The sequence below is a fragment of the Rhodoferax saidenbachensis genome (assembly GCF_001955715.1).
GTDB classification, from domain to species: domain Bacteria; phylum Pseudomonadota; class Gammaproteobacteria; order Burkholderiales; family Burkholderiaceae_C; genus Allorhodoferax; species Allorhodoferax saidenbachensis.
Genome location: NZ_CP019239.1, coordinates 1,571,335 through 1,598,206 on the forward strand (window position 1 = coordinate 1,571,335; position 26,872 = coordinate 1,598,206).

Genomic DNA, 26,872 nt, shown 5'->3' on the forward strand with positions numbered 1-26,872 from the left:
TTCATGAAGGCTTGCGCAACGGGCTGCGCTGGCCCAGGTCTTCCAGGTAGTCGCCAATGCCTTCACCCTCACGCTCCAGAAAACGGGCTACGGCATCGGCAAAGGCCGGGTGCGCCAGCCAGTGGGCGCTGGTGGTCTTAACCGGCAGCAGGGCGCGGGCCATCTTGTGTTCACCCTGGGCACCACCTTCAAAGCGCTGGTAACCGTTGGCGATGCACCACTGAAGCGGTTGGTAGTAGCAGGCCTCAAAGTGCAGGCAGTCCACACGCTCCAGCGCGCCCCAGTAGCGGCCATAGGCTACTTTTGAATCATTTAGGCCTGTAGCCCCCGTGGAATGTGCGCCAATAGCTATCAAACTGCTAGCAATCGGGCGACCATCGCGCTCGGCAATGAACAGCAGCCAGTTCTGCGGCATGGTGTCGGCCATGCGCTGGAAGAAGTCGCGGTTCAGGTAAGGCGCATTGCCGTGTTCCAGATAAGTGCGCTCGTAGCAGCAGTAGAAAAAGTCCCAGTCGGCAGGCGTGATGGCGTGGCCTTCGGCGTGCCGGAAGGTGACCCCGGCCTCGGCCACCTTGCGCCGCTCCTGGCGGATTTTTTTGCGCTTGTCTTGCGCGAGTGAAGCCAGAAAAGCGTCGAAGTCTGTGTAGCCGGGAGCGTTTTTTCCGCTGGGCCGCCCCAAGGAAAAATGCGCCCCCTCGGGGGGCAGCGAGGACACGTCAGTGCCGAGCGTGGGGGCCACATTGGTCCAGTGGAACTGCACCGTGTGGCGCAGCATCAGGCCGGCGTCCGTGCAGGCTTGCACATCGTCATCTGCTGCAAACAGCAAATGCAGGGACGACAGGCCCTGCGCTTCGCACCACTGCACCACGGCCCGCACTAGCGCAGCGCGTGCTTGCGCGTTGCATGCCAACAGGCGTGCACCCGGCACGGGCGTGAACGGCACGGCCACCACGGCCTTGGGGTAGTAGGGCACACGGTGCTGCTGGTAGGCGTTGGCCCAGGCCCAGTCGAACACGTATTCGCCATACGAGTGGTCCTTGAGGTAGAGCGCGCAGGCGGCCACCATCTGGCCACCGCTTTCCAGCGTGATGAAGTGCGGCGCCCAGCCCGTGGCGGGGCAGGCGCTGCCACTGGCGTGCATAGCCGCCAGATAGGCATGTTGCATGAAGGGGCTGGTCAGGCCCTGCTGCTGCAACAGCGCGTCCCAGGCCTGCGCGTCCACCTCCAGCGGCGAGGTGAATACCCGGGTGACATAATCAGTTTCAGCCACAGCGTACCCGCTGTGTGAGGGGGTCACCGTCAGTGATTCCGCTAACCCAATTTTGCTGGTTCATGACTCTCCAACTGTGCATCGCGCAACTCAATTTCCATGTAGGTGACCTGGACGGCAACGCCCAGAAAATCGTGACGGCCGCGCAGCAAGCCTACGCGGACGGTGCCCGCCTGCTGCTGACCCCCGAATTGTCCATTTGTGGCTACGCCGCTGAGGACTTGTTTCTGCGCCCCGCCTTTATCCAAGCCTGCGATGATGCCGTGAAAGCCGTAGCCCAGGCGTTGGCCGGGTTAAAAGGCATGTCCGTGGTGGTTGGCCACCCCACCGGGGGCGACAGCCGAACGCGTTCCACCGCAGTGCAACAGCGCTATAACGCCGCAAGCGTGCTGCGCGAAGGCCAGGTAGTTGCGACCTACGCCAAGCGCGAGTTGCCCAACTACCAGGTGTTTGACGAGCGCCGCTACTTCACACCGGGCGACGGTGTGTGTGTGTTTGAAGCCGGGGAGGGCGCGGATGCCCTGCGTGTGGGTCTGCTGATCTGCGAAGACGCCTGGTTTGAAGAGCCTGCGCGGCTGGCCAAAGAGGCCGGGGCGCAAATCCTGGCCGTCATCAACGCCTCGCCCTTCCACGTGGGCAAGGGTTACGAGCGCGAAGCCACCATGGGTGAACGCGCGCGCGCCACCGGTCTGCCGCTGGTCTACGCGCATCTGGTGGGCGGGCAGGACGAAGTGGTGTTTGAAGGGCATTCGTTTGTCCTCAACGCTGATGGCACCGTGGCCGGTCGTGCCCCCAGTTTCAAGGAAAATCTGTTTGTAGCCCGCGTGGAACATGCGCAATCAGCTATCAATATCGTAGCGAATGTGGAGCCGGTACGCACCCCTGAGGCCGACCTGTGGGATGCGCTGGTGCTGGGCGTGCGCGACTACATTGGCAAGAACGGCTTCCCCGGCGTGTTGCTGGGCCTGTCGGGGGGTATCGACTCGGCGCTGGTGCTGGCGATTGCGGTGGATGCGCTGGGACCGGACAAGGTGCGCACGGTGATGATGCCTTCGCCCTACACGGCCGACATCAGTTGGATAGACGCGCGCGAGATGGCCGCGCGGGTGGGTGTGCGTTACGACGAAATCTCCATCGTGCCGGAATTCGAAGCTTTCAAGGCCTCTCTGGCCCCGCACTTTGTGGGCCGGGCCGAGGACACGACCGAAGAAAACATCCAGGCCCGCATCCGCGGCACGCTGCTCATGGCCATGAGCAACAAGTTCGGCAGCATCGTGTTGACCACCGGCAACAAGTCCGAAATGGCCACCGGCTACTGCACGCTGTATGGCGATATGGCCGGCGGTTTTGCCGTGATCAAGGACCTGGCCAAGACGCTGGTGTTCAAGCTGGCGCGCTGGCGCAATGCGCACGATCCGTACAGCACGGGCAGCAACCCGATCCCTGAGCGCATCATCATCCGCCCACCGAGCGCCGAACTGCGCCCCGACCAGACCGACCAGGACAGCCTGCCGCCCTACGAGGTGCTGGACGCGATCCTGGAGCGCTATATGGAGAACGACCAGAGCATGGAAGCCATCGTGGCCGCTGGCTTTGCGCGGGCCGATGTGGAGAAGGTCACGCGCCTGATCAAGATCAACGAGTACAAGCGCCGCCAGGCGCCCGTGGGCATTCGGGTTACCCACCGCAGCTTCGGCAAGGATTGGCGTTATCCTATTACCAGCCGCTTTCGTGCATGAAGGGTGCGTGACAGGCGTCTTCGCCTGCGCTACTTCGACCTTTAATCTGGAATCCTGATGAAACAAATTACCGCCATCGTCAAACCGTTCAAACTCGAAGAAGTCCGTGAAGCACTGGCAGACTGTGGCGTGACAGGCCTGACCGTGACCGAAGTCAAGGGTTTTGGCCGCCAGAAGGGCCACACCGAGCTGTACCGCGGTGCCGAATACGTGGTGGATTTCTTGCCCAAGGTGAAGGTCGAAGTGGTCGTCAAGACCGACGACGTGGACCGCTGCGTGGATGCCATCGTCAAGGCGGCACACACCGGCAAGATCGGTGACGGCAAGATTTTCGTGACCAGCGTGGAGCGCGTGGTGCGCATCCGCACCGGTGAGCAGGACGAGTCGGCGGTCTGAGCCGCCCGGGCCACGCGTTGGGAGCGTTTAGATCTGGTCCAGACGGGTGGCAGGCGCAAAGCCTGCTGCCTGCACCAGGTCCTGCAACAGGGTAGGTACCTGGTCAGACACCTGCACCAGGCCCATCTGCCAATCCCCCAGGAAGCCTTGCTTCACGGACGTGGCCAGGAAATCCATCATCCCCTGGTAGTAGCCTGCGGTATTGAGAATGCCGATGGGCTTGTCATGGTAGGCCAGCTGGCGCCAAGTCCAGACTTCAAACAGCTCTTCAAATGTGCCGATGCCGCCGGGTAATGCCAAAAAGGCATCGGCCCGCTCGGCCATCATGCGTTTGCGCTCGTGCATGTTTTCCACGATGTGCAGCTCCGTGCAGCTACGGTTGGCCCATTCGCGTTCCACCAGTGCCTTGGGGATGATGCCGACCACGCGCCCACCGGCTTCCAGCACCGCGTCTGCGACCGTGCCCATGAGCCCGTTGTTGCCGCCACCGTAGACCAGTTGGCCGCCGCGCTCGGCAATCCAGGTGCCGACCTCACGCGCCGTTTGGGTGAAAGCCGGGTCTGCTCCGGGGCGCGAGCCACAGTAGACGCAAAGGGAGAAAGCAGGTTGGGTCATACAAATCGTTGGTAAAGCGCTGCAGCCCAGATACCCAGGCACAGCAACAGGCTCAGCAGCACGGCGGCGCTGCCCATGTCTTTGGCCCGTTTGGACAGGTCATGCCATTCGGGGCCTACGCGGTCGATGGCGGTTTCTACCGCGGTGTTGAGCAGTTCCACCACCATCACCAGAACCACACTGCCAGCCAGTAGCGCGGTTTCGACCCAGTTGCCACCGAGCCAGAGCGACACGGGGATCAGCACCATGGCGGCCAGGCTTTCCTGGCGAAAGGCGGTCTCGCCCCAGCCTGCGCGCAGCCCGGCCATGGAGTAACCGGTGGCATGCCACATGCGGGAGAAGCCCTTGCGGTCCTTTTGCGGATTGACGGTTGCGGAGCGGAGGTTCGAATGCATGGGGGGATGTATCAGCGGCTCAACGGGAGCGAATGCACCAACCGGGTACCGGCCCAGACGTCGTGCCAGAACTGGCCTTGCGGATGAAAGCGGGCGAGCAGCGCCCAGACGGCGACCCAGCCGATCAGGATCACCGCCGTTTCTGGACCGCTCAACTGGAAGGGTGCAATGGCGACGAGGGGAGGCAGAAGCCAGAGCCAGCTCAGGATGTAGCGGCCCAGGGCGCGTTTTTGGGTGATGGGCATGCCGTGGCGGTCCACTACGCGGATATTCCAGGTTTTCATGGCCAGGGTCTGTCCTTTGGCCCAGAACCAGACAAAGTAGATACCAAAGACGACAAACAGAAAGGCCTGCAGGGCGTGCCGGTTGTCCATGGCGTTGCGGGTCTGGCTCAGGGTGCCGAAGAGGTAGCCGGCAATAAAAACCACGCCAAAAAGGAGCAGGCCTTCATACATCCAGGAGGCCATGCGGCGCCACAAACTCGGGGTGATCAATTCGTTCTGCATTGCGTGGGGCTCGGGCCCCGGTTTAGGCCGGTTTTCGGCGACCACGCATTGTAGGGGACGCCTCTGGCGCTATCTCCGACCAGTGAAGGGCTAATTGGCAGGCTCGACGTCGTTTGTCGGTGCAGGCAGAACGGCCGCTGTCTGGGGGCGCTGGGGCAGTAAGGTGTTGCGATCCACACCTTGTTTGGAAGTGGCCAAGGCGCGTTCGGTCTCCGGCGTGTGGCGGGTGACAGGCACCTTGGCCAGTTTGCTGGCGGATACGGGTTTGACCGCCACGGCGGCACCCACAGGCTTCTTGGCGCTGCCTTCTGCCAGTTTTTTCTTTTCTTCCGGGCTCAGGGCTTGGTAAGCCTCCCAGTTGGCTGCGCGGTCGGACGGGGCAATTTTCTTGGTCTGTGCGAAATTCAGGCGCGCCATTTCCCGGTCTTTGGGTTTCAGCGCAGCCCATTCGGCCATGCGGCTGTGCAGCTTCTCTTTATCGGGCGCGGCCATCACGGGGTAGTTTTGGGCCAACGCAATCCATTTGCGCCGCTGCCCTGCACCCAGACTGTCCCAGTTGCTTGCCAAAGGAGCCAAAGACTGGCGCTGGGCACCCGACAACTCAGCCCATGTGGGGGCGGAGGGCCCTGTGCCTGGCAGTACGGTTGGCGCGGTTGCGGTGGCAGGTGTGGCCTTGGTTTGTGCCCACAACGCACCTTGCATGGCGAACAGGCAGGCCACGCCAATCAGCAGACCGCGCAGTGGCAGGGCCTGTGTGAGAGTGGGGGCTACCCTGGAAGTCGCAAGAGTTGGCATGCAGATGGTCGAAATGCGAGAGGCAGTCAGTTGCTCTGGTTCAGGCGCAGGAATTGTGCAAACCCAGGGTCTGTGTAGGCCGCAGGAGGGAGATCACCGGTCAAAAGCTCAACATCTACGTCCGCCAGCTCTTGCGCGCGGCTGTTTTCTTCAAACACGGCAATCGCCAGGAGTCCGCCCACCAGTGCCAGCAGAGGAATAACAGACGCGAACCAGGCCTTGAAGCCGGAAAATCCGCCGCCCAAGCCCAGCGTGGCCGAACCATTGCCCATGACGACGGTGGAACTGGCCGCCTGGAGTTTGACGACCTTGCGCTTGGCCAGGGCCTGCATGCGTGCAGCCTTCAGTCGCTCGGAAATATCGTGGGGCAGGTTGTCCGTGGATGCCGACAGGCGGGCGGCAATATTACGCCCCAGCGAGTCCTGGTAGCCATTGCTTTGGGGTGTTTGCGCGTTTGTCATAGTCGTATTCCCTTTGCCGTCAGTGCTTTTGCGAGGGCGTGCACCGCTCTGGAGCAGTGCGTTTTGACGCTGCCCTGTGAGCAGCCCATTGCCGCAGCGGTCTCGGCAACATCCATCTCTTCCCAATAACGCATCAGAAAGGCTTCGCGTTGACGTGCTGGAAGCTGTCCAATCTCTGTTTCGATCTCCCGCAAGGTCTGTGCCCGCTCTGTGTGCGTTTCTGCGCTCTCATTTTGCTCTGGATTGTTGGAGGCGTGTACCGCCTCCAACAAATCAAAATCGCCATCGTCATTGGCATTTTCAAAGTCCCCCATGTTGGAGAACAGGGCATTTTGCGTTTTTTGCCGGCGAAACCAGTCCAGCGTGCAGTTGGACAGGATGCGCTGGAACAGCATGGGCAGCTCTTCGACCGATTTGTGGCCATAGTGTTCGGCCAGCTTCATCATGCTGTCCTGAACGATGTCCAATGCCGCCTCGTCGTTGCGAACGTGGTAGACCGAGCGCTTGAAAGCGCGTCGTTCGACACTTTTCAGGAATTCGGAGAGTTCGCGTTCGGATGCCAAGTGGGGTCAGCCAGGGTCGTGATCGGTATGCACAGTGCCCAAAAGGAGGCGCTGTGCCTGCCATGGGGTGTCGGATTATGGCATTGGTGCCTGCATTTTCCGGATGCTGCAGCGCAAAACGGGCCAGACCAGTGCGATAATGCGCTTTGCACATCAAAAGGCAAACGGGTCATGACTCGGCGCAGCATTCAATGCGCTTATGGTTTTGGTCTTAAGTCCTGACGCGGCCCCACAAGGGTTTGTGAAGGGGCACCCAAGGTTTTTCGTTAGAGAAATTCACAAAGGTTCATCATGGAAATTTCAAAAGCCGAAATCGCTTCGGCGCATGCTGCCAGCAGCAAACAACACGCGTCAACGTCTGTTCCCCTCGAATTGCGCGGGGCGGAAGTTCTCATCAAGGCCCTTCAGGCCGAAAACGTCAAGTACGTCTGGGGTTATCCCGGCGGTGCGGTACTGCACATTTACGACGCTTTCTACAAACAAGACACGATTCAGCACGTATTGGTGCGCCATGAGCAGGCTGCGGTCCACGCGGCCGACGGTTATGCCCGTGCTACCGGCGATGTGGGTGTTGCGCTTGTCACTTCCGGCCCCGGTCTGACCAATGCGGTCACCGGTATTGCCACGGCGTACATGGACAGCATTCCCATGGTGATCATCAGTGGGCAGGTGCCCACCCACGCCATCGGCCTGGATGCCTTCCAGGAATGCGACACCGTGGGTATCACCCGCCCCATCGTGAAACACAACTTCCTGGTCAAGGACGCCAAGGACATGGCCGAGGTCATGAAAAAAGCGTTCCACATTGCGCGCACCGGCCGCCCCGGCCCTGTGGTGGTGGATATCCCCAAGGACGTGTCCTTCAAGAAGGTTCCGTACCACGGCTACCCCGAAACGGTGGAAATGCGCTCCTACAACCCGGTGCGCAAAGGCCACGGCGGGCAGATCCGCAAGGCCCTGCAGCTGCTGTTGGCGGCCAAGCGCCCCTATATCTACACCGGCGGTGGTGTGCTGCTGAGCAATGCCTCTGCAGAGCTGCGCACCCTGGTGGACATGTTGGGTTACCCCTGCACCAACACCCTGATGGGCTTGGGCGCTTACCCCGCCAGCGACCGCAAGTTCCTGGGCATGCTGGGCATGCACGGCACGGTGGAAGCCAACAACGCGATGCAGAACTGCGACGTGTTGCTGGCCGTTGGCGCCCGTTTTGACGACCGCGTGATTGGCAACCCCAAACACTTTGCGCAGAACGAACGCAAGATCATCCATATCGACATTGACCCGTCGAGCATTTCCAAGCGCGTCAAGGTCGACATTCCGATCGTGGGCGACGTCAAAGACGTGCTGCTCGAGATGATCGCCATGATCCGCGAAGGCAGCGTCAAACCCGATGCCAACGCCTTGGGCGCCTGGTGGGACACCATCGAAGGCTGGCGCAGTCGCGATTGCATGAAGTACGGCATGGGCAAGGGCGACGTGATCAAGCCCCAGTACGTGGTGGAAACACTGTGGAACATGACCAAGGACGTGGACACCTACATCACGTCGGACGTGGGCCAGCACCAGATGTGGGCCGCGCAGTACTACAAGTTTGACGAGCCACGCCGCTGGATCAACTCCGGTGGTCTGGGCACCATGGGCGTGGGCATTCCCTACGCCATGGGCATCAAGCTCGCCAAGCCGGACAGCGAAGTGTTCTGTATCACCGGCGAAGGCTCGGTGCAGATGAACATCCAGGAGCTCTCGACCTGCCTGCAGTACAACACGCCGATCAAGATCTGCTCGTTGAACAACCGCTACCTCGGTATGGTGCGCCAGTGGCAAGAGGTGGAGTACGAAGGCCGCTATAGCCACAGCTACATGGACGCGCTGCCCAACTTCGTCAAGTTGGCCGAGGCTTACGGTCACGTCGGCATGCTGATCGAAAAGCCGGGCGATGTGGAGCCCGCATTGCGCGAAGCCCGCAAACTCAAGGACCGCACGGTATTCATGGACTTCCGGACCGACCCCACGGAGAACGTGTTCCCCATGGTGCAGGCCGGCAAGGGCATTACCGAAATGCTGCTGGGGAGTGAGGATCTTTAATAAAAAAGGCCTCTAGCCCGCGTGGAATATGCGCAACCAGCTATTGAAAATATAGCATTCCTTCACTTTAACTTTTGACGAATCTATTGTTTGCCAAGCCCTGTGGTTACCGCCACAGGGGGAGGGCAACGAAAAGAGGAATCTATCCATGAAACACATCATTGCAGTTTTGCTGGAAAACGAGCCTGGGGCTCTTTCCCGCGTTGTGGGCCTTTTTTCAGCCCGTGGTTACAACATTGAATCCCTGACGGTGGCTCCCACCGAAGACCCCACCCTGTCGCGCATGACGATTCAGACCTCCGGGTCGGATGACGTCATTGAACAAATCACCAAGCACCTGAACCGCCTGATCGAAGTGGTCAAGGTGGTGGACCTGACCGAAGGCGCTTACATCGAGCGCGAGCTCATGATGGTCAAGGTGCGTGCGGTGGGCAAGGAGCGCGAAGAGATGAAGCGCATGGCAGATATATTCCGGGGTCGCATCATCGATGTCACGGAGAAGAGCTACACGATTGAGTTGACGGGCGACCAATCGAAGAACGACGCGTTTCTGGAGGCCATTGAACGCGCCGCGATTCTGGAAACCGTACGCACGGGTTCCAGCGGCGTGGGCCGCGGTGAACGGATTTTGAGAGTTTAATTTTTTACAACGGAGAGAGAAAATGAAGGTTTTTTACGACAAGGACTGCGATCTGAGCCTGATCAAGGGCAAGACCGTTGCGATCATTGGTTACGGCAGCCAGGGCCATGCCCATGCACAGAATCTGAACGACAGCGGCGTGAAGGTCGTGGTTGGTCTGCGCAAAGGTGGCGCCTCCTGGGACAAGGTTGGCAAGGCCGGCCTGAACGTGCTGGAAGTCAACGACGCGGTCAAGGCTGCTGACGTGGTCATGATCCTGTTGCCCGATGAAGACATCGCTGGCGTGTACAAGAACAACGTCGAACCCAACATCAAGCAAGGCGCTTCGCTGGCCTTCGCCCACGGTTTTAACGTGCACTACAACCAGGTCGTGCCACGTGCCGATCTGGACGTGTGGATGGTCGCTCCCAAGGCGCCTGGCCACACCGTGCGCAATACCTACACCCAAGGTGGCGGCGTGCCCCACCTGGTGGCAGTGCACCAGGACAAGACCGGCAAGGCCCGTGACCTGGCCCTGTCCTACGCGATGGCCAACGGTGGCGGCAAGGCCGGCATCATTGAAACCAACTTCAAGGAAGAAACCGAAACCGACTTGTTCGGCGAACAAGCCGTCCTGTGCGGTGGTGCCGTTGAGCTGATCAAGATGGGTTACGAAACCCTGGTGGAAGCCGGCTACGCCCCTGAAATGGCTTACTTCGAATGCCTGCACGAGCTCAAGCTCATCGTTGACCTGATCTACGAAGGCGGCATTGCCAACATGAACTACTCCATCTCCAACAACGCGGAGTATGGTGAGTACGTGACCGGCCCTGAAGTGATCAACGCCGAATCCCGCGTTGCCATGCGCAACGCCCTGAAGCGCATCCAGACTGGCGAATACGCGAAGATGTTCATTCTGGAAGGCCGCACCGGCTACCCCAGCATGACCGCGCGCCGCCGTCTGACTTCTGAACACTCCATCGAAGTTGTGGGCGCCAAGCTGCGCGCCATGATGCCCTGGATTGCGAAGAACAAGCTGGTTGACCAGACCCGCAACTAATACGCCTACGGCGTGTTGACAAGGGCCACTTCGGTGGCCCTTGTTGTTGCTGGCGCTTAGTCAATATATGGTGGCGGCTGACTTACACTGGCAGCTGTAAGCGCAAGGAGAATTTATGCACGATGGATCTGAATCAATGCCAACGCCACAAGAGGGTGAGGTGCTGCGAAAACGTCGCAAAGGCATCTATGTGTTGCCGAATCTGTTCACGCTTGCAGCCCTGTTTGGTGGGTTTTACGCAATCGTTATGGCCATCAATGGTCGCTTTGATCAGGCTGCCGTAGGCATTTTTTGCGCGATGGTACTGGACAGCCTGGATGGCCGTGTTGCACGTATGACCAATACGCAAAGTGCATTTGGCGAGCAAATGGATTCGCTGTCTGACATGGTGTCTTTCGGTGCAGCGCCAGCCATCATTTCCTATGTGTGGGCGTTACAGGGCCTGGGTCGCTGGGGCTGGATTGCTTCCTTTGTGTACTGCGCCTGTGCAGCGCTGCGCCTTGCGCGCTTCAATGTGAATACGACGGTGGTGGACAAGCGCTACTTCCAGGGTTTGCCGTCACCCGCCGCTGCGGCCTTGGTCGCCGGCTTCATCTGGTTGCTCACAGAAAGTGGTCTGAAGGGAACCGGCGTGTTGGAGTTTGGAGTCTTTGCGCTGTCCGTGCCATGGGTGATGTTTGCGCTCGCCTTGTATGCGGGGCTGACCATGGTTACCAACGTGCCGTTCTACAGCTTCAAGGACGTGAGCATGAAGAAGAGCGTGCCCTTTGCCGTGATCGTGCTGATTGCGCTGGGCATTGCTGTCATCAACATCGATCCGCCGACCGTAATGTTTGGCGTGTTTGTTGTGTACGGCCTGAGTGGTTATGTGGTGTACGTGGTACGCCGGGCGCGCGGGGTGCGCACCAGCGTGATCAGCACGTCAACGGATGAGCCCGAAGAGCGCGGCTTGCACATGTGATTGGAAGACAGGAGAACTGGTATGGCTGACAAACTGATTATTTTTGACACCACGTTGCGTGATGGAGAGCAGTCTCCTGGCGCCTCCATGACCCGTGACGAAAAGCTGCGCATTGCACGCCAGTTGGAGCGTCTGAAAGTGGACGTCATTGAAGCAGGATTTGCGGCCAGTTCCAACGGGGATTTTGAGGCGGTGCAGTTGATCGCCAACACTATCAAGGACTCCACCATTTGCTCGCTGTCGCGGGCCAATGACCGTGATATTTCGCGCGCAGCAGAAGCGCTCAAGGGCGCTAACAATGCACGCATCCACACCTTCATCGCGACCTCTGCCTTGCATATGGAAAAGAAGCTGCGCATGACACCCGACCAGGTGTTTGAGCAGGCCAAGCAGTCGGTGCGTTTTGCGCGCAATCTGGTGGCAGATATCGAGTTCAGTCCCGAAGACGGATACCGCAGCGACCCTGATTTCTTGTGTCGTGTACTGGAGGCGGTGATCAACGAAGGTGCCACCACCATCAATGTGCCCGACACCGTGGGTTATGCCATCCCCGAGCTGTATGGCGAATTCATCAAGACTTTGCGTGAACGCATCCCCAATTCGGACAAGGCCATCTGGTCGGTGCATTGCCACAATGACCTGGGCATGGCGGTTGCCAACTCGCTGGCGGGTGTAAAGATCGGCGGCGCACGCCAGGTGGAGTGCACCATCAATGGCCTGGGCGAACGGGCCGGCAATTGCAGCCTTGAAGAAATCGTCATGGCGGTCAAAACCCGCAAGGACTATTTCGGATTGGAACTTGGCATTGATGCCAAGCACATCCTCGCCGCCAGCCGCATGGTGAGCCAGACCACCGGCTTTGTCGTGCAGCCCAATAAGGCGGTGGTGGGGGCGAATGCCTTTGCGCACGCGTCCGGCATTCACCAAGACGGCGTGCTCAAGGCGCGTGACACCTACGAAATCATGCGTGCCGAAGACGTGGGCTGGACGGCCAACAAAATCGTGCTGGGCAAGCTCAGTGGTCGCAACGCGTTCAAGCAGCGCTTGCAGGAGTTGGGTGTGCAGCTGGAGAGTGAAACGGAAGTCAATGCCGCGTTCGCCCGGTTCAAGGAGTTGGCAGACCGCAAAAGCGAAATTTTTGACGAAGACATTCTGGCCTTGGTCAGTGACGAAAGTGTGTCCGACGACAAAGAGCAGTTTGGTTTCGTGTCTTTGTCGCAGCACAGTGAAACCGGTGAGCGCCCACAGGCGGCCATCGTGTTCACCATGGACGGCAAGGAAGTCAAAAGCAGCTCGGAAGGTAACGGCCCGGTGGATGCCTCTCTCAAGGCCATCGAAGCCCATGTCAAAAGCGGCGCGGAGATGGTGTTGTATTCTGTCAACGCTATCAGCGGGTCCACGGAAAGCCAGGGTGAGGTGACGGTACGGTTGCAAAACAGTGGTCGCGTGGTCAATGGTGTGGGGGCAGATCCAGACATCGTTGTCGCCTCAGCCAAGGCATACCTGAGCGCGCTCAACAAGTTACAGAGCAAAGCTGATCGCGTAGCCGCGCAAGGCTAGGGTTTATACCTATCAGCAATAAATTTGTTGAACTTTACCGCGCAAGTAGTTGATCTTGCGCGGTTTTTTTGTTTAAACTCTGCCCATTAGGCTTGGATTGCGCCGATATTGCAGGCCTCCTTCCCGTCAAACCGTTGGGATTCGATTTGAAAAAAGCTACTTTTCTTTGCTGGGTTGTGGGTATTGCAAGCTTGCTGGCCTTGGCGCCTGTAAATGCTGCCACCGCGAAACGCCAGTCCGCCAGCGCAAGCAAGGCGTCCGTCAAACGGGCACCGCCCGCCAAGAAAGTCAAAGTCGCTGTCCGCAAGCGCGCCTCTATCCGCATGGTGAGCGCACCTGCAAAACTTTCTTTTGGTCAGATGGCTGGATTGCATGGCGCACACGACGCCCTCGACCTCAAGTCCAGCGTGGCTCTGGTGATGGACCAGGACACCCATGAAGTGCTTTTCAGCAAGAACGAATCGGCGGTATTGCCCATCGCTTCGATTACCAAACTGATGACAGGTGTGCTTATCAGTGAGGCGAAGCTCCCGATGGATGAAGTCATTGCCGTCTCGCAGGCTGATGTTGATACGGAAAAGGGCAGTAGTTCTCGTTTGAGCGTAGGCACTGAGTTGAGCCGCGGCGAGCTGCTGCACCTCGCGTTGATGGCCAGCGAAAACCGTGCGGCCCATGCCTTGGGTCGTACGTATCCGGGCGGCTTGGCGACGTTTGTCAGCCTCATGAATGCCAAGGCCAAGATGCTGGGCATGCATGACACCCGTTATGTGGAGCCCACCGGGCTCTCCAGCAAAAACCAGTCCAGCGCACGGGATCTTGCCACTCTGGTGAACTATGCCTATGGTGACGCTACGTTGCGTGAGTACTCCACTTCCACCGGGTACCAAGTCGCAGTGGGCCGCCGGACCTTGCAGTACAACAACACCAATCGCCTGGTGAAGAACCCTGCGTGGGAGATTGGTCTGCAGAAAACTGGTTATATCTCCGAAGCAGGCCAATGCCTCGTGATGCAAGCCAAGGTGGCTGGTCGCAAGATCATCATGGTTTTCCTGGATTCAGCAGGCAAGTTCAGTCGCTTGGGCGATGCCGAGCGTGTTCGGCGCTGGGTGGAGTCCATCCCGGTGGCGCCCAAAGTGTCTCCGCTGGCCAGCAACGAAGCTGCCCCGAAGGTCTAGACGAACCGAATTTCCGGGGTGCTAGCGATTGGCACCCGGTTTGTGCCCCAGCGTCTCGGAGATCTGACGCGCGGTCTCCTTCAACTTGGGCAGCCACTCGTCTTCCAGGCGTCCTGACGGCGCCGAAATCGACAGCCCGGCGACCAGTTTGGACTGGTCATCGTAAATGCCTGCAGCCATGCAGCGCACCCCCAGCTCCAGCTCCTCGTTATCACTGGCTTGCCCGTACTGGCGCACCTTGGACAACTCACGTTCCAGATGGTCCAGCGAGGTAATGCTGTTTTTTGTGTGTCCTTGCAAGCCCGTGCGTGTGGCATAGGCGCGGATGCGTTGCGGGTCATCTGCCGCGAGGAACAGTTTCCCCACGGATGTCAGATGCAAAGGCGCACGGCCACCAATGGCACGCACCACCTGCATGCCGGAGCGCTCGCTGTAGGCGCGCTCCACATAGATGATTTCGTCGCCCTGGCGCATGCTCAGGTTGACCGGCTGCTGGATCAGTCGGTGCAGTTCGCGCATCGGGGCCAGCGCAGCGTCACGCACATTGAGTCGGCCCTTGACCATATTGCCCAATTCCAGCAGACGCATGCCCAGACGGTATGTGCCGGCCTGAGGACGGTCCACAAACCGGCCGGTAGCCAGGTCGTTGAGGATGCGGTGCGCCGTAGAGGGGTGTAGCCCGGCTTTTTCGCTGATTTCCTTGAGGCTGATGGCCTCTTCGCGCGACGCCAGCACATCCATCAGCGTGAACATGCGCTCGATGACTTGAACGGTAGGTGTGTTGGGGGCGTCTGGATCTTTTTTGGTCATGGTGGCAATCTTCGGGTGTATCTTAGCTTGCGCGGCCCGGAGCGCTCCACTGTCCGTGGGTCAGTATCTGCATGGGGGTGAAGCCCGCCTTGTAACTCATCTTGGGACTGTCTTCTATCCAGTAGCCCAGGTACACATAGGCCAACCCCAATTGGCGCGCCTGGTGAATTTGCCACAGCACATTGAAAGTGCCATAGCTGGCCTTTTCATCGGGTTCGAAAAACGTATAAACCGCGGAGATGCCGTCGTCCAGAACGTCCAGGATGGAGACCATCTTGAGCGGACCTTCCGAGCCATCGGCTGTGGTTTCGCGAAACTCCACCAGGCGGGAATTGACCCGGCTTTGCAGCAGGAACTGCGTGTACTGGTCCACGCTGTCTTCATCCATGCCGCCGCCGGCGTGGCGGCTGTTCTGGTAGCGCAGGTACAGCGCATAGTGCTCTGCGACAAAGCCCAGTTTGAGCACCCGAACGGTCAGTCCACCATGGCGGCTCCAGGCGCGGCGTTGGCTGCGGGTCGGTGTGAACCCAGCGGCTTCCACCCGCAACGGGGTGCAGGCCTGGCAGCCATCGCAATACGGGCGGTAGGTGAACATGCCGCTGCGGCGAAACCCTTTGGCAACGAGCTCTGAATAGGCCGAGTTGTTGATCAGATGGCTGGGCGTCGCGACCTGCGAGCGGGCCTGACGGTTGGGCAGATAGCTGCACTCGTACGGCGCTGTGGCGTAAAACTGCAGTGTTTGCAGCGGTAGGTCTTTGAGGTCTGTCATGGAGGACGCTTCAGGCAGACAAAACAGGTTTCCAGTATAGGGGGTCAAAGTGCCACTGGGGGGCGGGTTCCTTCAGGGCCTGCTGTACCGCCTCCACAAAAACACTGCGCGGCATTTCTGCGGCGCCCAGTGAGGCCAGATGCCGGGTGTTTTGCTGGCAGTCAATCCGTGCAATGCCGTGGTGTCGGCAAAACGCCACCAGCGCGGCGAGCGCTATCTTGGAGGCATCTGGCACCCGTGTGAACATCGACTCGCCAAACACGGCGCGTCCCAGAGAGACACAATACAGCCCGCCGACCAACTCACCCCCAATCCAGGCTTCCACGCTGTGGGCGTGGCCCGCCGCGTGCAGGTCGGTATAGGCCTGCACCATGTCCGGCACGATCCAGGTACCGGGTGCGCCTTTGCGTTGTGTGCCGGCACACGCCGCGATGACCTGTGCAAAGGCCGAGTCAATGCGGATTTCACACTGCACGTCGTCACGAAAGCGCAGCAGCTTTTTGCGCAGGGAGCGGTGCAGCTTGAAATCGGCAACCGTGAGCACCATGCGCGGATCGGGGCTCCACCAAAGAATCGGTTGCCCATCGCTGAACCAGGGAAAGATGCCCTGTGCATATGCTTTGCACAGCGTGGATACTTCCAGATCTCCGCCTGCGGCCAGTAGACCGGGCGCGTCCGACTCTACATTCCACGCACGGTCGGGCGGCGGAAACGGGTGGCCGGGCTCCATCCAGGGAAGGTAAAGACCTTGGGAAGATGACATGGAGGAGGATTGCGAGAAGGGTGAAATTGCAAAAAATTTTGCGGACCCCGAAAGAGCCCATTTGGAGAGGTTAGAATACCAGCTGTCGGGGCGTAGCGCAGCCTGGTAGCGCATCTGCTTTGGGAGCAGAGGGTCGTGAGTTCGAATCCCACCGCCCCGACCATTTTTTTGCCAATGCACCGTCATTGGCATTTCTTTTTGTGCCTTTGGATTCCAAAGGCTTGCCTTTTAGCAACTTCCTACACAAGCAATAACCCTTGATCTGGATCAGGGATCATTTATTGGCTGGCGAAGTTTCCTGTAATTTCAGAAAATACTGAAACTACAGGAAATGGAGTCGCCATGAACTTACCACCGCTCACCCAGCGCTTTGTGCTGCACTTTGGCGAAATGGGCAGCCGCTGGGGTATCAACCGCACGGTGGGGCAGATTTACGCACTGCTCTATGTGTCGGCCAAACCCCTCAATGCGGATGAGATCGGGGAGGCGCTGGCGTTTTCCCGCTCCAACGTGAGCATGGGGCTCAAGGAGCTTCAGTCGTGGAATCTGGTGCGACTGATTCACCAGCCCAACGACCGGCGCGAGTACTTTCAGGCCCCCGAAGACGTGTGGGCCATCTTCCGCACGCTGGCCAATGAGCGGCGCAAGCGGGAAATTGATCCCACTCTGTCGATGCTGCGCGACGCACTGATGGAGCAACCCAGCGTGGCCGAAGACATCCATGCACAGGCGCGCATGAAACAGATGCACGCCTTCATTGAGCTGATGACCGACTGGCTGGACGATGTGCAGAAGATGGACTCGGAAACACTGGCCAGCCTGATGCAGATGGGGGCTAAAGTGCAAAAACTGCTCGAGATGAAAGACCGGGTGAAGAGTGTGTTCACCCCCGCCAAGCCCAGTACCGAAGGAGCCGACCATGGACAGCTTTGACCCCATCGTGCTGGCCCGCATCCAGTTTGCGGCCAACATGACGTTCCACATCCTGTTTCCCACCATCAGCATTGCCATGGGCTGGGTACTGCTGTTCTTCAAGACACGTTTCACGGCTACCGGCCAGCAACATTGGATGGACGCCTACCAGTTCTGGGTCAAGGTGTTTGCGTTGACCTTTGCGTTGGGCGTGGTCAGCGGCATCACCATGAGTTTTCAGTTTGGCACCAACTGGCCGGGCTTCATGAACACCGTTGGCAATGTCGCCGGGCCGCTGCTGGCGTATGAGGTGCTGACGGCATTCTTCCTGGAAGCCACGATGCTGGGCATCATGCTGTTTGGCCGCGGGCGCGTGAGCGAACGGGTGCACACCATGGCCACGTTTCTCGTAGCGTTTGGCACCACCATGTCGGCTTTCTGGATTCTGGCGCTCAACTCCTGGATGCACACGCCCACCGGTTTTGTGATGATCGACGGCAAGGCGCATGTGACAAGCTGGCTGGAAGTGATCTTCAACCCGTCGTTCCCGTACCGCCTGACACACATGCTGATTGCCTCGGGTCTTACCGTGGCCTTTCTGCTTGCGGGCCTGTCGGCCTACCGCTGGCTCAAAGGCGACAGAGGCAAGGCCGTGCAGGCCTCGCTGCGCACGGGGCTGTATGTGGCGGCTGTATTGATTCCGCTGCAAATCGTGGTGGGTGACCTCCATGGCCTGAATACCTTGCACCACCAGCCTGCCAAGATTGCCGCCATGGAAGGCATTTGGGAAACGCAAAAAGGCGCGCCCGCCGTGTTATTGGCATGGCCTGACAAGGCCACCCAGACAAACAAGTACGAGATTGCCATACCCAAGCTCGCGTCGTTTTATCTGACGCATGACATCAACGGTGAGATCAAAGGCATTAAGGAATTCGGTGACCAGCACCCGCCGGTGGCACCCGTTTTCTTCGCCTTTCGCACCATGGTGGGCGTGGGCCTGCTGATGTTGGCGGTAAGTTGGTTGGGCGCGTGGCAAGTGCGCAAAGGCGCGGTCAGCACCTGGCTGTTGCGCGTGCTGGTGGGCATGACCTTTGCCGGCTGGGTGGCACTGATTGCTGGCTGGTATGTGACCGAGATTGGCCGCCAGCCCTGGCTGGTGCAAGGCGTGCTGACGGCTGCGCAAGCGGCTTCCAAGATACCCGCGGGCAACATCGCTTTCACGCTGGTGATGTACCTGAGCCTGTACGCCGTATTGCTCACGTCCTATGTGAGTGTGCTGTTTTATCTGGCGCGCAAGGCCAGCGTTCCACAACCCATATTGCCGGAGGTGGCCCATGCTTGATGCAACCAACACACTTGCAGCGAACCTGCTCGTAATCCCCGACCTGACCCAGCCCGCTGGCTGGCTGCCACTGGTGTTCGCACTGGTGATGGCGCTGGCCATGCTGGCCTATGTGATTCTGGATGGCTACGACCTGGGCGTGGGCGTGTTGCTGCGCCGGGCCGACAACGCCGAACAAAAGGACACCATGATCGCCAGCATTGGCCCGTTTTGGGATGCCAATGAGACCTGGTTGGTGCTGGGCGTGGGCGTGTTGCTGGTGGCCTTCCCGATGGCGCATGGCGAGATTTTGGGTGCGCTCTACTTGCCCGTGGCGCTGATGCTGGTGGCGCTCACGCTGCGCGGTGTGGCGTTTGACTTTCGCGTAAAGGCGCGTGACAAACACAAACCCTTGTGGGACCGCGCGTTTTACGCGGGCTCACTGTTGGCCGGTTGGTCGCAGGGCTTCATGCTCGGTGCCCTCGTTACGGGCTTCGCCCGTGACTGGGGCAGCCAGTTGTTCAATGCGCTGATCGGCCTGTGCCTGGTGGCCGCCTACTGTCTGCTGGGCGCGGGCTGGCTCATCATGAAGACGGAAGGCGCGCTGCAACTCAAGGCCGTGCGCTGGGCGCAGGCCAGCCTGTGGCTCACTGCTGCGGGTGTGACGGCGATTTCGCTGGCCACACCGTGGGTCAGCCAGCGCATTTTTGACAAATGGTTCAGTTTTCCCAATGTGGTGATGTTGCTGCCCATTCCTGCCATGACAGTGGCACTGTTTGTGGTGATTGCGCGCAGCCTGAAGCGCTTGCCCACGCGTCTGGCGCAAAACAACCAGTACGGCGCCGCCGTGCCGTTTGCCTGCACCGTGGGCATTTTTCTGCTGGCGTTTTATGGTCTGGCCTACAGCCTGTTTCCATGGCTGGTGGTGGACAAGCTGACGGTCTGGAACGCAGCCAGTGCACCCGAGGCCTTGATGGTGATTTTCTACGGCACGGTGGTCGTGCTGCCGGTCATCATTGGTTACACGGTGTTTGCGTACCGGGTGTTTTGGGGCAAATCCACCGCGCTGAAGTACTGAGCCGCCCCGAGGGGGCGGTATCATTCAGCCTGCGCCACAGCCAGTAGCTCATCCGGATAGAGCACGAACCTTCTAAGTTCGGGGTAGGGGGTTCTTTTTACAGGTCATTCCAGTTGCGTATTTAATTTCGTTGGAAATTAAGTGCTGTAACATTTGTTTTTTAGGCGGGGGTAGCTCAACCGGATAGAGCAATGGCCTTCTAAGCCATAGGTTATGAGTTCGATTCTCATCCCTCGCACATAGCGCGCTTCATTTGCAGCTTTCCGTGACACTTGGTACAGTGCATTCAGTTGCATATTTACCAAGCTGAATGTTAAAAAACGTCACGCTGCTTCGGGAACTGAAAAACGGTCGGAGCACTTGGAAGCTTCTGGGGCCAACTGGGGTTCCGAATGAGCCTTTCGCTGCATTCGTGAAAGCTTATTCGCGCAAGCCCAAAAACACCCTTGAGCTCTACAGCCGGTATCTTGCCCAGTTTGTTGAATTGCGCTGAACCCTGACCCAACCTTTCCATCAAATCTTGACCCACACGATTTGTGTGCACAAGGTGCTCACGTTGTGGATAAGTTCTTGATCTCCTTCTTCTTGGGTTGAGTTTTTGCAGTACTGTTTTTGAACCGATAACTGTCGTTTCCGGTTTCAAGGATATGGCTGTGTAGATCTGCTTCAAATTGCGCCGCTGTTTCCGCGATTTAGTTGCCTCCATTCCGAGCCAGATGGCCAGCTTCTCGGCAAATGGATCGAGCTTGCTTGAGCTCACCCGCTTTGCGTAGGTGGGCTCAGTCTCATCTGATCGCAGGTACTTCTTTACGGTGTTGCGAGCCATGCCTGTACGCCTGGAAATCTCGCGGATGGACATGTTTTCTCGCAATGCCCAACGCCTGATGACATTCAATGTCGCCACGTTTATCACTCCTAAATTCCCCCCGCTTTAAAAACTAGCAGGGTAGGTCCTACGTGGGTCAGTTTTGAATGGAAATTACTGTCCTAAGTGGGTCAGATTTCGACGGAATTCAACAGTCACCCAGTAAAAGGACTCCGAGGTCGGTTTTTTCATAAAAAGTTTGCAGAATACGCATTGAGTGGGAACTATACTTCCCACTTTGGTTTTTGTATAGCTCAATATTGCGGCTCCACTTTGGTGCCAGCATGCAAATTGATGAGGCCTTTGGAAGGCTATTACGAAAACACCGGTTAGACCGAGACTTGACTGCAACTGCACTTGCGACAAATTCAGGAATCACCCGTCGCTACCTCCGAATGCTTGAGTTAGGCCAGGCGAGCCCTACGTTGGCCGTAATAGTTCGCCTTGCGGACTCTTTGGGCTTGGAAATAAATGAGCTCGTAAAGCAAGCTGTAGAGCTAACAGCCGAGAAGTAACTTTCAATCAGGCCAATGGATTCGGCCTTACCAATACTGCACCAAGCGGCAATCGCGGGCTCTTAACACTTCATTTGGTAGCCGTTGGTGGTCCCTGGCGTGTGTTTGTCTGCCCAGGAGCCCGTGCTAATTGCATCCCCTCAAAGGGGCAATAGGTCGGCCTCTGGTTTGGCGTTGAGAGTGCAGATGTCCAGTATAGTGAGTAAATGCGCAACCAGTTGCGTATTTATTAGAGGTAACTTTTGCCAGTGGATTCTGCAATTCCATCGAATCTTCACAGGATTGACCCGGAACAAGGGTTCGAGTCCCTCCTGGCTGGCCAGCTCACTTTACGCTCACGCCACCATGGCAACGGGCTGTAGCCGACGGTATTCCTTTTGGGAAGCGGCGTAACACTCGCAAGTCTTTTCTTCCAGGCGCTCGCGGTCCAGAACGACAATATGGCCGCGACTGTAGCGGATCAGTCCGGCCTCCTGCAGCTTGTGTGCCGCCATGCTCACGCCTTCACGGCGCACACCCAGCAGGTTAGCGGCCAGTTCGTGGGTCATGTCCAGTTCATCAGACGACAAACGGTCCAGCCCGGTCAACAGACGACGGCACAGCTGCTGGTCGATGGAGTGGTAACGATTGCACACGGCGGTCTGGGCTATTTGTCCCAGCACGGACTGGGCATAACGCATCACCACTTTCATGACGCCGTAAGAGTGCTCGATTTCATTTTTGACAAACTCCGCACTGATGCGAAACGCGCGTCCTGCGCTCTGCACCACGGCATCCGTGGCGGCGTAATCCGCGCCCAGCAACCATGAGACACCGACCACGCCGTCGTTGCCCACTACGGCGACTTCGGCCGAGGCGCCGTCCCGTGTGGTGGACATCAGTGAAACGATGGCGGTGGTGGGGAAATACACATATTCAGGCGCCCGGACGGTGGAGTACAGCACCTGGTTGAGCGACAACTCCACCAGTTCCATACGGCAGTGCCAGCGGTCCCTGTCCTCTGTGGGCAGAGCTGCCAGCAACTGGTTTTGTTGTGCGGCAATCAGGGGAATGTGGACTGTATGCATGGGACCTCTCCTCGAAACAATGGAAGCCCTATGTTCTCCAATTCCCCATGATCGCCCTATCGGCGCACGCCGCAATCGCGTGTCGGCCTCCTCCTACAGGCGGGCCTGAGCGCATCCCCAACGGGATGCTGCGGGAGTGCGTCTGCTTACGCCTTCTCTGGCAGTCCTTCCAGCAGGTCGGCCAGCTCCTCGGCATGCTCCTCTTCTACCGCCAGAATCTCCTTGAGCAGGGTGCTGGTGGTCGGGTCGTCGTGGCCCAGGAAGGTGATCATGTCCCGGTAGCTGTCGATGGCAATGCGCTCCGCAACCAGGTCTTCCAGGATCATGTCGTTGAGCGTATCGCCTTCTACATATTCAGCATGGCTGCGTCCGGCAAGTCCGTCGGGTGCGAAGTCCGGGGCTCCACCGAGTTGCACGATGCGGGCAGCGATGCGGTCCGCATGCGCTTGTTCTTCATTGGAGTGCGCCAGAAACTCTGCGGCAACACTCTTGGCGTGGATGCCTTTGGCCATGAAATAGTGGCGGCGATACCGCAGTACACATAGGAGCTCGGTGGCTAGCGCCTCGTTCAGTTGTTTGATGACTTCTGTGCGGTCAGCCGTGTAACCGTCGGTCACCGCACCTCGCTCCAGGTGTTTGCGCGCATGCATCCGAAGTGTCTTGACGGGTGTAAGGGCGGGTTTTGGGGTCATGGGGGGCTCCGGTGGGATGGATGCCTGAGAGTGGCGCAAAAAGAGAGAACCATCCGTGCGTCCGCACACACAACCGGGAAAATGCATGCAAGCTCGCATGGTCCCCGCGGCGGATGGCTGCCTGTCCGGCTAGGATGTCACCCATGTGTGTTCAGTACCATGCCCTCCAATCCGCGAAGGACTACCAGCGCTTCTTTGGGGTGGACCAGCCCCCAGAGCCGGGCAAGCAGGACCTGTGGCCGGGTTACGAAGGCAGTTTCATCCGGCGCCAGCCGCGCGATGCTGCTGCCCTGGAGGCGTGCAACGGCCTGTTTGGCCTGGTGCCCCACTGGGCGACCCACACCCAGATGGCGCGCAACAACTACAACGCGCGTTCCGAAACCGTGGGCGAGAAGCCCAGCTACCGCGACGCCTGGATGTCAGCCCAACATTGCATCATTCCCGCGCAGGCCATTTTTGAACCCGACTGGCGCAGCGGGCGTGCTGTCTCCACGCGCATTGAACGCACCGACGGCCAGCCCATGGGTATTGCCGGTATCTGGTCGTGCTGGAAGTCGCCGCAGGGGGATGTGTTCAGTTATTCCATGCTCACCATCAACGCCGATGCACACCCGCTGATGCGGCATTTCCATCGGCCTGAGGAGGAGAAACGCATGGTGGTGGTCTTGCCGGAGGACCGTTATGCCGACTGGTTACATGCCCCGGTGCGGGACAGCATGGATTTTTTGCTGCCTTACCCGGCAGAGGCGTTGCGCGCCACTGCGCCGCCGCAGCCCCAAGCCAGTTTGTTTGGCTAGTCAGTCGATCTGCAGGGCTTTGACCGGGGCGTCACCTTTCAGCAAATTCGCCGCTCCAGAATTTAAGCACAATATGCCCATAGCCCGCTTCTAGTCTGCGCAAGCAGCTTCTGTTTTGATAGCATCTTCACGCTCGATGCTGGCGATGGGCAGGCCGGTCTGCGTGGTCCTGGCGCCACGCCGTCATGGCTCCAGCGATGCCGTGATTGCCTTGCGATTTTTGGCGGTGGAAATTCGGGCTGCCTCCGTCCATACCGCTTTGGTGTACGCGGGCTCTGCGCGCTCGAACTCGCGGTTAAAGCCTAAAAAGGTGATGTCCGACGTCAGAGGCAATTGCAGCATTTCCAGAGAGTTGCGGAACGCTTCAGACTTCAGCGCCACTTCAATAATGCCCACGGGCAACACTGCGAGCTCGCCGCGCCCCAGTGCCAGTTTTTGCAAGAGCGATTCTGCGCGTATCGACTCTGCATCTTGTGGCACACCCAGTGCCTGCAATTTGTCTCTGGCGTTCATTTGCCCGGGGAGCACCATCACCGGCGAGGTGAGCTTCGAAAAGCCGACACCGTCCCAAGTAATCGGGCTACCAATACGGCGCACGACGCCTATCGTCAGGTTGCCCACGCTACGGGTTCGGTCGATGTCCCCATTCTTCAAAGGAAGCGAAAAGTCCGTCAGATTGCTCTGCGTGGCCGCAAAAGGCATGGCGGCAAGATAAATGCCGGCTTTGACGCCAAGCCGACACCGCATCCAGGGTGCCACCACAAAACTGACGCTGTCGCCCTGGTGCTCTACGGCCCGCCGGACAGCGGTTTGCGCCTCGCTTTCCCGATCGGGGTAGGTCAATGGGGGCACCGGGTTTTGGGAGACACAGATGGTCAAGATGCGTGCGGAGCACAGGGCAGACAGGCAGAGCAGGCCCAAGCCCACGGCGAGGCGGCGGATTCTCACCGCAGTTGGCTTTTCAAGCGGTTCAGAGTGCGACATACATAGTCCTGTGCTTCTCGGAATCACGCCGCAAGCGGTTCGGCTTCAGTGATCTGGTTACGCCCCGCTGCCTTGGACCGGTACAGGGCCTTGTCTGCAAGCCGTAGCGCCTCATCCAGCGGAGTGTCACCGCCCAACTCGGAAATGCCGGCGCTGAACGTCACAGGAATGGCAATGTCCCCATACGCCACCGGATCACGGCTGACGCGCAGCTGCAGTTGCCGCATGAGCTCCATTGCGGTGTCCTGGCTGGTAAACGGCAGGGCAATGGCGAATTCCTCGCCCCCGATCCGGCCGATCCGGTCGGTAGAACGCAGCTTGGAGCGCAACCGGCGGGCTACCTCTTTCAATACCGCGTCGCCCGCCGCATGGCCGTGTTTGTCGTTCACCTTTTTGAAATGGTCCAGGTCAACCACCACGACGCTGAGCGCACCACCCTGGCGGACGGCCAGTTTGCGCAGGTTTTCGGCCTCTTCAAAGAAAGCGCGGCGGTTTAAAAAACCGGTCAGATCATCGGTGGTGGCCAGCCGCGTCATTCGGGCCAGTGCGTCGGTCAGTTCGCGTTGGGTGTTGCGCAGCGACAGCAAACTCATGACCTGTTTGGCCAAACCGCGCAGCAGCCTGATTTGCTCCTCAGTCAACGTGCGCTGCACGTGGTCTGTGACGCACAGGGTTCCGACTTTGGTGCCGTCTTCGGTCTTCAGCAAAGCACCGGCGTAGGTCACGATGGCGGCATCCTGGCGTCGGGCTGCAATCGCACTGGTGCGCGTGTCTTTGCGGACATCCTCGATGACCAGGATGTCATCTTCTTTCAGTGCGGCGGAGCAATAGCTCTCATCGCACAACCGGTTTTGATGGGGATCCACCAGCGTGATGAAAGCATTGGGAGCCCCCGTGACCAGTGACGCGACCCGTATCAGGATGTCAAAGTCTTCGGCCTCCATGCCGTATTCCATATGGTTTGCGGATGTTGCGGGGTGTTGAATCACTGCAGCTGAGGACGTCATCTTCCATTCTCCTGATAAGGGGCCGACCCATTTCCGATGCCTGCGGGGTGTTGCATTGCATCGCGGTCATGGCTTCATATTAGGTCCTCGGGGTATTTATCGAGCATACTATCGTCTATGTTTCTTGCTTCATAGTCTCTTTTTGGGGCGCTTATGGACAATCTGAGCAATCTGGTTCGGGTGCTGGCACCCCAAGGCATGTTGGAGCTTCATTGCCGGTTTGCAGGGGGGTGGCTTGCTGACCATGGCCCAGCACCACCGGGCCATATGCCGTACCACGTGGTACTGGCTGGTTGTGGCCGGGTACGCACGGGCAGCCAGGAGCTGGATTTAGCCTCTGGCGACATCGTGGTGTTTCCCCATGGAGCGGCACACATCCTGCAAAGCCTGGGGCCGGGTGGTTGTGAGCTGCCGCCGCCTCAAGTTCCTTTGGAAAGTCAATTCAACGGTGCAGTGACCGAGGTTTTCCACGCCAGCGCGGATGAAAAAATGGACATCCTGTGTGGGAATTTTGTGCTGGACGCCCCTGGCGGCTTTTTGTTGCGCAACCTTCCTGAAGTGGTCTGCATCCACACCGCAGGGAGAGAAGATTGCGTCTGGCTCAACCATCTCACCAGCATGATGCGTACGGAGGTCGAGCTCGTGCGCCCGGGCAGTGCAGCCATCATCGGGCAGTTGTCGACGGCACTCTTCACGGTGCTGCTGCGCAAGCTGATGGCGGACCGCACCATCACCCAAGGATTCCTGGCATTGATGGCGGACGCGCGCCTTTCGGCCGTGGTGGATGCCGTGCTGGTGGAACCAGCCAAGCCGTGGACGGTTGCCACCTTGGCCGAGCATTGCCATATGTCACGGGCCAACTTTGCCAAGCGTTTCTCGCGAGTGAGCGGTCTTACGCCTTTGGAGGTCGTGACCAGCTTGCGCATGGAGCTGGCGGCCCGCATGCTGGTTCAAACCAATGCCACGGCTGGTATGGTGGGGGAGCGGTGCGGTTATGCGTCCGAGGCCGCCTTCGGGCGGGCCTTCAAATTGCACTTTGACAAAACCCCGCGGGCTTACCGTTTGGCGGCGTGATGCGTAATGCGTGAGGGC

At 59.0% G+C, this 26,872-nt stretch carries 28 protein-coding genes, 2 tRNA genes and 2 pseudogenes; 16 read left to right on the top strand and 16 right to left on the bottom strand.

Translation table 11 applies throughout. The features are described from left to right. Nucleotide 1 precedes the first annotated feature (1 nt). Nucleotides 2-1,270 carry a GNAT family N-acetyltransferase gene (locus RS694_RS07520; RefSeq protein WP_029705813.1) on the bottom strand — a complete coding sequence of 423 codons (1,269 nt, stop codon included), beginning with the start codon at nt 1,268-1,270 and terminating at the stop codon, nt 2-4. Between the two features lie 62 nt (nt 1,271-1,332). Here RS694_RS07520 and RS694_RS07525 point away from each other — a divergent pair, with 62 nt between their 5' ends. Both RS694_RS07525 and RS694_RS07530 read left to right on the top strand, forming a co-directional pair. Then, entirely contained in the window at nt 1,333-3,009 is a 1,677-nt protein-coding gene (locus tag RS694_RS07525; RefSeq protein WP_029705812.1) for an NAD+ synthase, read from the top strand. A gap of 57 nt (nt 3,010-3,066) precedes the next feature. Then, entirely contained in the window at nt 3,067-3,405 is a 339-nt protein-coding gene (locus RS694_RS07530; RefSeq protein WP_029705811.1) for a P-II family nitrogen regulator, read from the top strand. Between the two features lie 27 nt (nt 3,406-3,432). On the opposite strand, the gene RS694_RS07535 is transcribed toward RS694_RS07530, so the two are convergent. From RS694_RS07535 to RS694_RS07560, 6 genes are all read right to left on the bottom strand, one after another. Next, a complete protein-coding gene (locus RS694_RS07535; RefSeq protein ID WP_029705810.1) occupies nt 3,433-4,020 on the bottom strand; it encodes an LOG family protein in 588 nt (195 codons plus the stop codon). Further along, the gene (locus RS694_RS07540; protein WP_029705809.1) at nt 4,017-4,415 is read right to left on the bottom strand and encodes a diacylglycerol kinase; all 399 of its coding nucleotides are present in this window, start codon (nt 4,413-4,415) and stop codon (nt 4,017-4,019) included. Before RS694_RS07540 ends, RS694_RS07535 begins: the two co-directional genes overlap by 4 nt. Nucleotides 4,416-4,426: 11 nt before the next feature. Next, nucleotides 4,427-4,921 (bottom strand): RDD family protein, encoded by a 495-nt coding sequence (locus RS694_RS07545; protein ID WP_081708531.1) that lies wholly within the window; start codon nt 4,919-4,921, stop codon nt 4,427-4,429. 90 nt (nt 4,922-5,011) lie between these two features. Beyond that, entirely contained in the window at nt 5,012-5,716 is a 705-nt protein-coding gene (locus RS694_RS07550; protein WP_076069489.1) for a DUF3106 domain-containing protein, read from the bottom strand. Between the two features lie 26 nt (nt 5,717-5,742). Continuing rightward, a complete protein-coding gene (locus RS694_RS07555) occupies nt 5,743-6,177 on the bottom strand; it encodes a DUF3619 family protein (protein ID WP_029705806.1) in 435 nt (144 codons plus the stop codon). Then, nucleotides 6,174-6,740, bottom strand: a complete 567-nt coding sequence (locus tag RS694_RS07560; RefSeq protein WP_029705805.1) for an RNA polymerase sigma factor — start codon at nt 6,738-6,740, stop codon at nt 6,174-6,176. The genes RS694_RS07555 and RS694_RS07560 overlap by 4 nt, the downstream gene beginning before the upstream one ends. A 291-nt stretch (nt 6,741-7,031) precedes the next feature. Between RS694_RS07560 and RS694_RS07565 the strand changes: the two genes are divergently transcribed. From RS694_RS07565 to RS694_RS07590, 6 genes are all read left to right on the top strand, one after another. After that, on the top strand, nt 7,032-8,825 hold the full coding sequence (locus tag RS694_RS07565) for an acetolactate synthase 3 catalytic subunit (RefSeq protein WP_029705804.1): 1,794 nt from the start codon (nt 7,032-7,034) through the stop codon (nt 8,823-8,825). Between the two features lie 148 nt (nt 8,826-8,973). Then, nucleotides 8,974-9,465 (top strand): acetolactate synthase small subunit, encoded by a 492-nt coding sequence (gene ilvN / locus RS694_RS07570; RefSeq protein WP_029705803.1) that lies wholly within the window; start codon nt 8,974-8,976, stop codon nt 9,463-9,465. 22 nt (nt 9,466-9,487) lie between these two features. After that, nucleotides 9,488-10,504 (top strand): ketol-acid reductoisomerase, encoded by a 1,017-nt coding sequence (ilvC, locus tag RS694_RS07575; protein WP_029705802.1) that lies wholly within the window; start codon nt 9,488-9,490, stop codon nt 10,502-10,504. Nucleotides 10,505-10,619: 115 nt separating this feature from the next. Further along, nucleotides 10,620-11,465: a CDP-diacylglycerol--serine O-phosphatidyltransferase gene (gene pssA, locus RS694_RS07580; RefSeq protein ID WP_029705801.1), complete on the top strand. Its 846-nt coding sequence runs from the start codon at nt 10,620-10,622 to the stop codon at nt 11,463-11,465. Between the two features lie 21 nt (nt 11,466-11,486). Continuing rightward, entirely contained in the window at nt 11,487-13,025 is a 1,539-nt protein-coding gene (locus RS694_RS07585; RefSeq protein WP_029705800.1) for a 2-isopropylmalate synthase, read from the top strand. 176 nt (nt 13,026-13,201) lie between these two features. Further along, on the top strand, nt 13,202-14,200 hold the full coding sequence (locus tag RS694_RS07590; RefSeq protein ID WP_241463835.1) for a serine hydrolase: 999 nt from the start codon (nt 13,202-13,204) through the stop codon (nt 14,198-14,200). Between the two features lie 21 nt (nt 14,201-14,221). On the opposite strand, the gene RS694_RS07595 is transcribed toward RS694_RS07590, so the two are convergent. From RS694_RS07595 to aat, 3 genes are read right to left on the bottom strand one after another with little or no spacing between them, the layout of a single operon-like run. Then, on the bottom strand, nt 14,222-15,010 hold the full coding sequence (locus tag RS694_RS07595; RefSeq protein WP_029705798.1) for an IclR family transcriptional regulator: 789 nt from the start codon (nt 15,008-15,010) through the stop codon (nt 14,222-14,224). A 22-nt stretch (nt 15,011-15,032) separates the two neighbouring features. Continuing rightward, on the bottom strand, nt 15,033-15,779 hold the full coding sequence (locus RS694_RS07600; RefSeq protein WP_029705797.1) for an arginyltransferase: 747 nt from the start codon (nt 15,777-15,779) through the stop codon (nt 15,033-15,035). Between the two features lie 10 nt (nt 15,780-15,789). Beyond that, complete coding sequence (aat, locus tag RS694_RS07605) at nt 15,790-16,542, bottom strand: leucyl/phenylalanyl-tRNA--protein transferase (protein ID WP_029705796.1); 753 nt, start codon at nt 16,540-16,542, stop codon at nt 15,790-15,792. A gap of 86 nt (nt 16,543-16,628) precedes the next feature. On the opposite strand from aat, the gene RS694_RS07610 reads away from it, so the two are divergent. The 5 genes from RS694_RS07610 (at nt 16,629) to RS694_RS07630 (ending at nt 20,091) form a co-directional block, all read left to right on the top strand. Further along, nucleotides 16,629-16,705, top strand: a tRNA-Pro gene (locus RS694_RS07610). 179 nt (nt 16,706-16,884) lie between these two features. Next, nucleotides 16,885-17,475 carry a GbsR/MarR family transcriptional regulator gene (locus RS694_RS07615; protein ID WP_051391663.1) on the top strand — a complete coding sequence of 197 codons (591 nt, stop codon included), beginning with the start codon at nt 16,885-16,887 and terminating at the stop codon, nt 17,473-17,475. Continuing rightward, the gene (locus RS694_RS07620) at nt 17,462-18,796 is read left to right on the top strand and encodes a cytochrome ubiquinol oxidase subunit I (RefSeq protein ID WP_051391662.1); all 1,335 of its coding nucleotides are present in this window, start codon (nt 17,462-17,464) and stop codon (nt 18,794-18,796) included. The genes RS694_RS07615 and RS694_RS07620 overlap by 14 nt, the downstream gene beginning before the upstream one ends. Further along, entirely contained in the window at nt 18,789-19,853 is a 1,065-nt protein-coding gene (locus tag RS694_RS07625; RefSeq protein ID WP_037246380.1) for a cytochrome d ubiquinol oxidase subunit II, read from the top strand. Before RS694_RS07620 ends, RS694_RS07625 begins: the two co-directional genes overlap by 8 nt. A gap of 164 nt (nt 19,854-20,017) precedes the next feature. Continuing rightward, nucleotides 20,018-20,091 (top strand) — tRNA-Arg (locus RS694_RS07630). Nucleotides 20,092-20,404: 313 nt separating this feature from the next. Here RS694_RS07630 and RS694_RS20445 read toward each other — a convergent pair. Together RS694_RS20445 and RS694_RS20450 are read right to left on the bottom strand one after the other, a co-directional pair. Then, a pseudogene (locus tag RS694_RS20445) lies at nt 20,405-20,509 on the bottom strand (ATP-binding protein); the annotation flags it as partial. Beyond that, nucleotides 20,509-20,766: pseudogene (locus tag RS694_RS20450) on the bottom strand (IS21 family transposase); the annotation flags it as partial. The pseudogenes RS694_RS20450 and RS694_RS20445, both read right to left, overlap by 1 nt. Nucleotides 20,767-21,002: 236 nt before the next feature. Between RS694_RS20450 and RS694_RS21075 the strand changes: the two are divergent. Next, nucleotides 21,003-21,233, top strand: a complete 231-nt coding sequence (locus tag RS694_RS21075; RefSeq protein ID WP_076069492.1) for a helix-turn-helix domain-containing protein — start codon at nt 21,003-21,005, stop codon at nt 21,231-21,233. A 335-nt stretch (nt 21,234-21,568) separates the two neighbouring features. Here RS694_RS21075 and RS694_RS07645 read toward each other — a convergent pair whose 3' ends face one another. Both RS694_RS07645 and RS694_RS07650 read right to left on the bottom strand, forming a co-directional pair. Next, on the bottom strand, nt 21,569-22,300 hold the full coding sequence (locus tag RS694_RS07645) for a Crp/Fnr family transcriptional regulator (protein WP_029705791.1): 732 nt from the start codon (nt 22,298-22,300) through the stop codon (nt 21,569-21,571). Between the two features lie 146 nt (nt 22,301-22,446). Next, nucleotides 22,447-22,992, bottom strand: coding sequence for a ferritin-like domain-containing protein (locus RS694_RS07650; protein ID WP_029705790.1), 546 nt, complete (start codon nt 22,990-22,992; stop codon nt 22,447-22,449). Between the two features lie 143 nt (nt 22,993-23,135). Between RS694_RS07650 and RS694_RS07655 the strand changes: the two genes are divergently transcribed. Then, the gene (locus RS694_RS07655) at nt 23,136-23,789 is read left to right on the top strand and encodes an SOS response-associated peptidase (RefSeq protein WP_029705789.1); all 654 of its coding nucleotides are present in this window, start codon (nt 23,136-23,138) and stop codon (nt 23,787-23,789) included. A gap of 183 nt (nt 23,790-23,972) precedes the next feature. Here RS694_RS07655 and RS694_RS07660 read toward each other — a convergent pair whose 3' ends face one another. After that, entirely contained in the window at nt 23,973-24,773 is an 801-nt protein-coding gene (locus tag RS694_RS07660) for a hypothetical protein (RefSeq protein ID WP_029705788.1), read from the bottom strand. Nucleotides 24,774-24,796: 23 nt separating this feature from the next. Next, entirely contained in the window at nt 24,797-25,780 is a 984-nt protein-coding gene (locus RS694_RS07665; protein ID WP_081708529.1) for a sensor domain-containing diguanylate cyclase, read from the bottom strand. 153 nt (nt 25,781-25,933) lie between these two features. Between RS694_RS07665 and RS694_RS07670 the strand changes: the two genes are divergently transcribed. Continuing rightward, nucleotides 25,934-26,854, top strand: a complete 921-nt coding sequence (locus RS694_RS07670; protein ID WP_029705786.1) for an AraC family transcriptional regulator — start codon at nt 25,934-25,936, stop codon at nt 26,852-26,854. Nucleotides 26,855-26,872 lie beyond the last annotated feature (18 nt).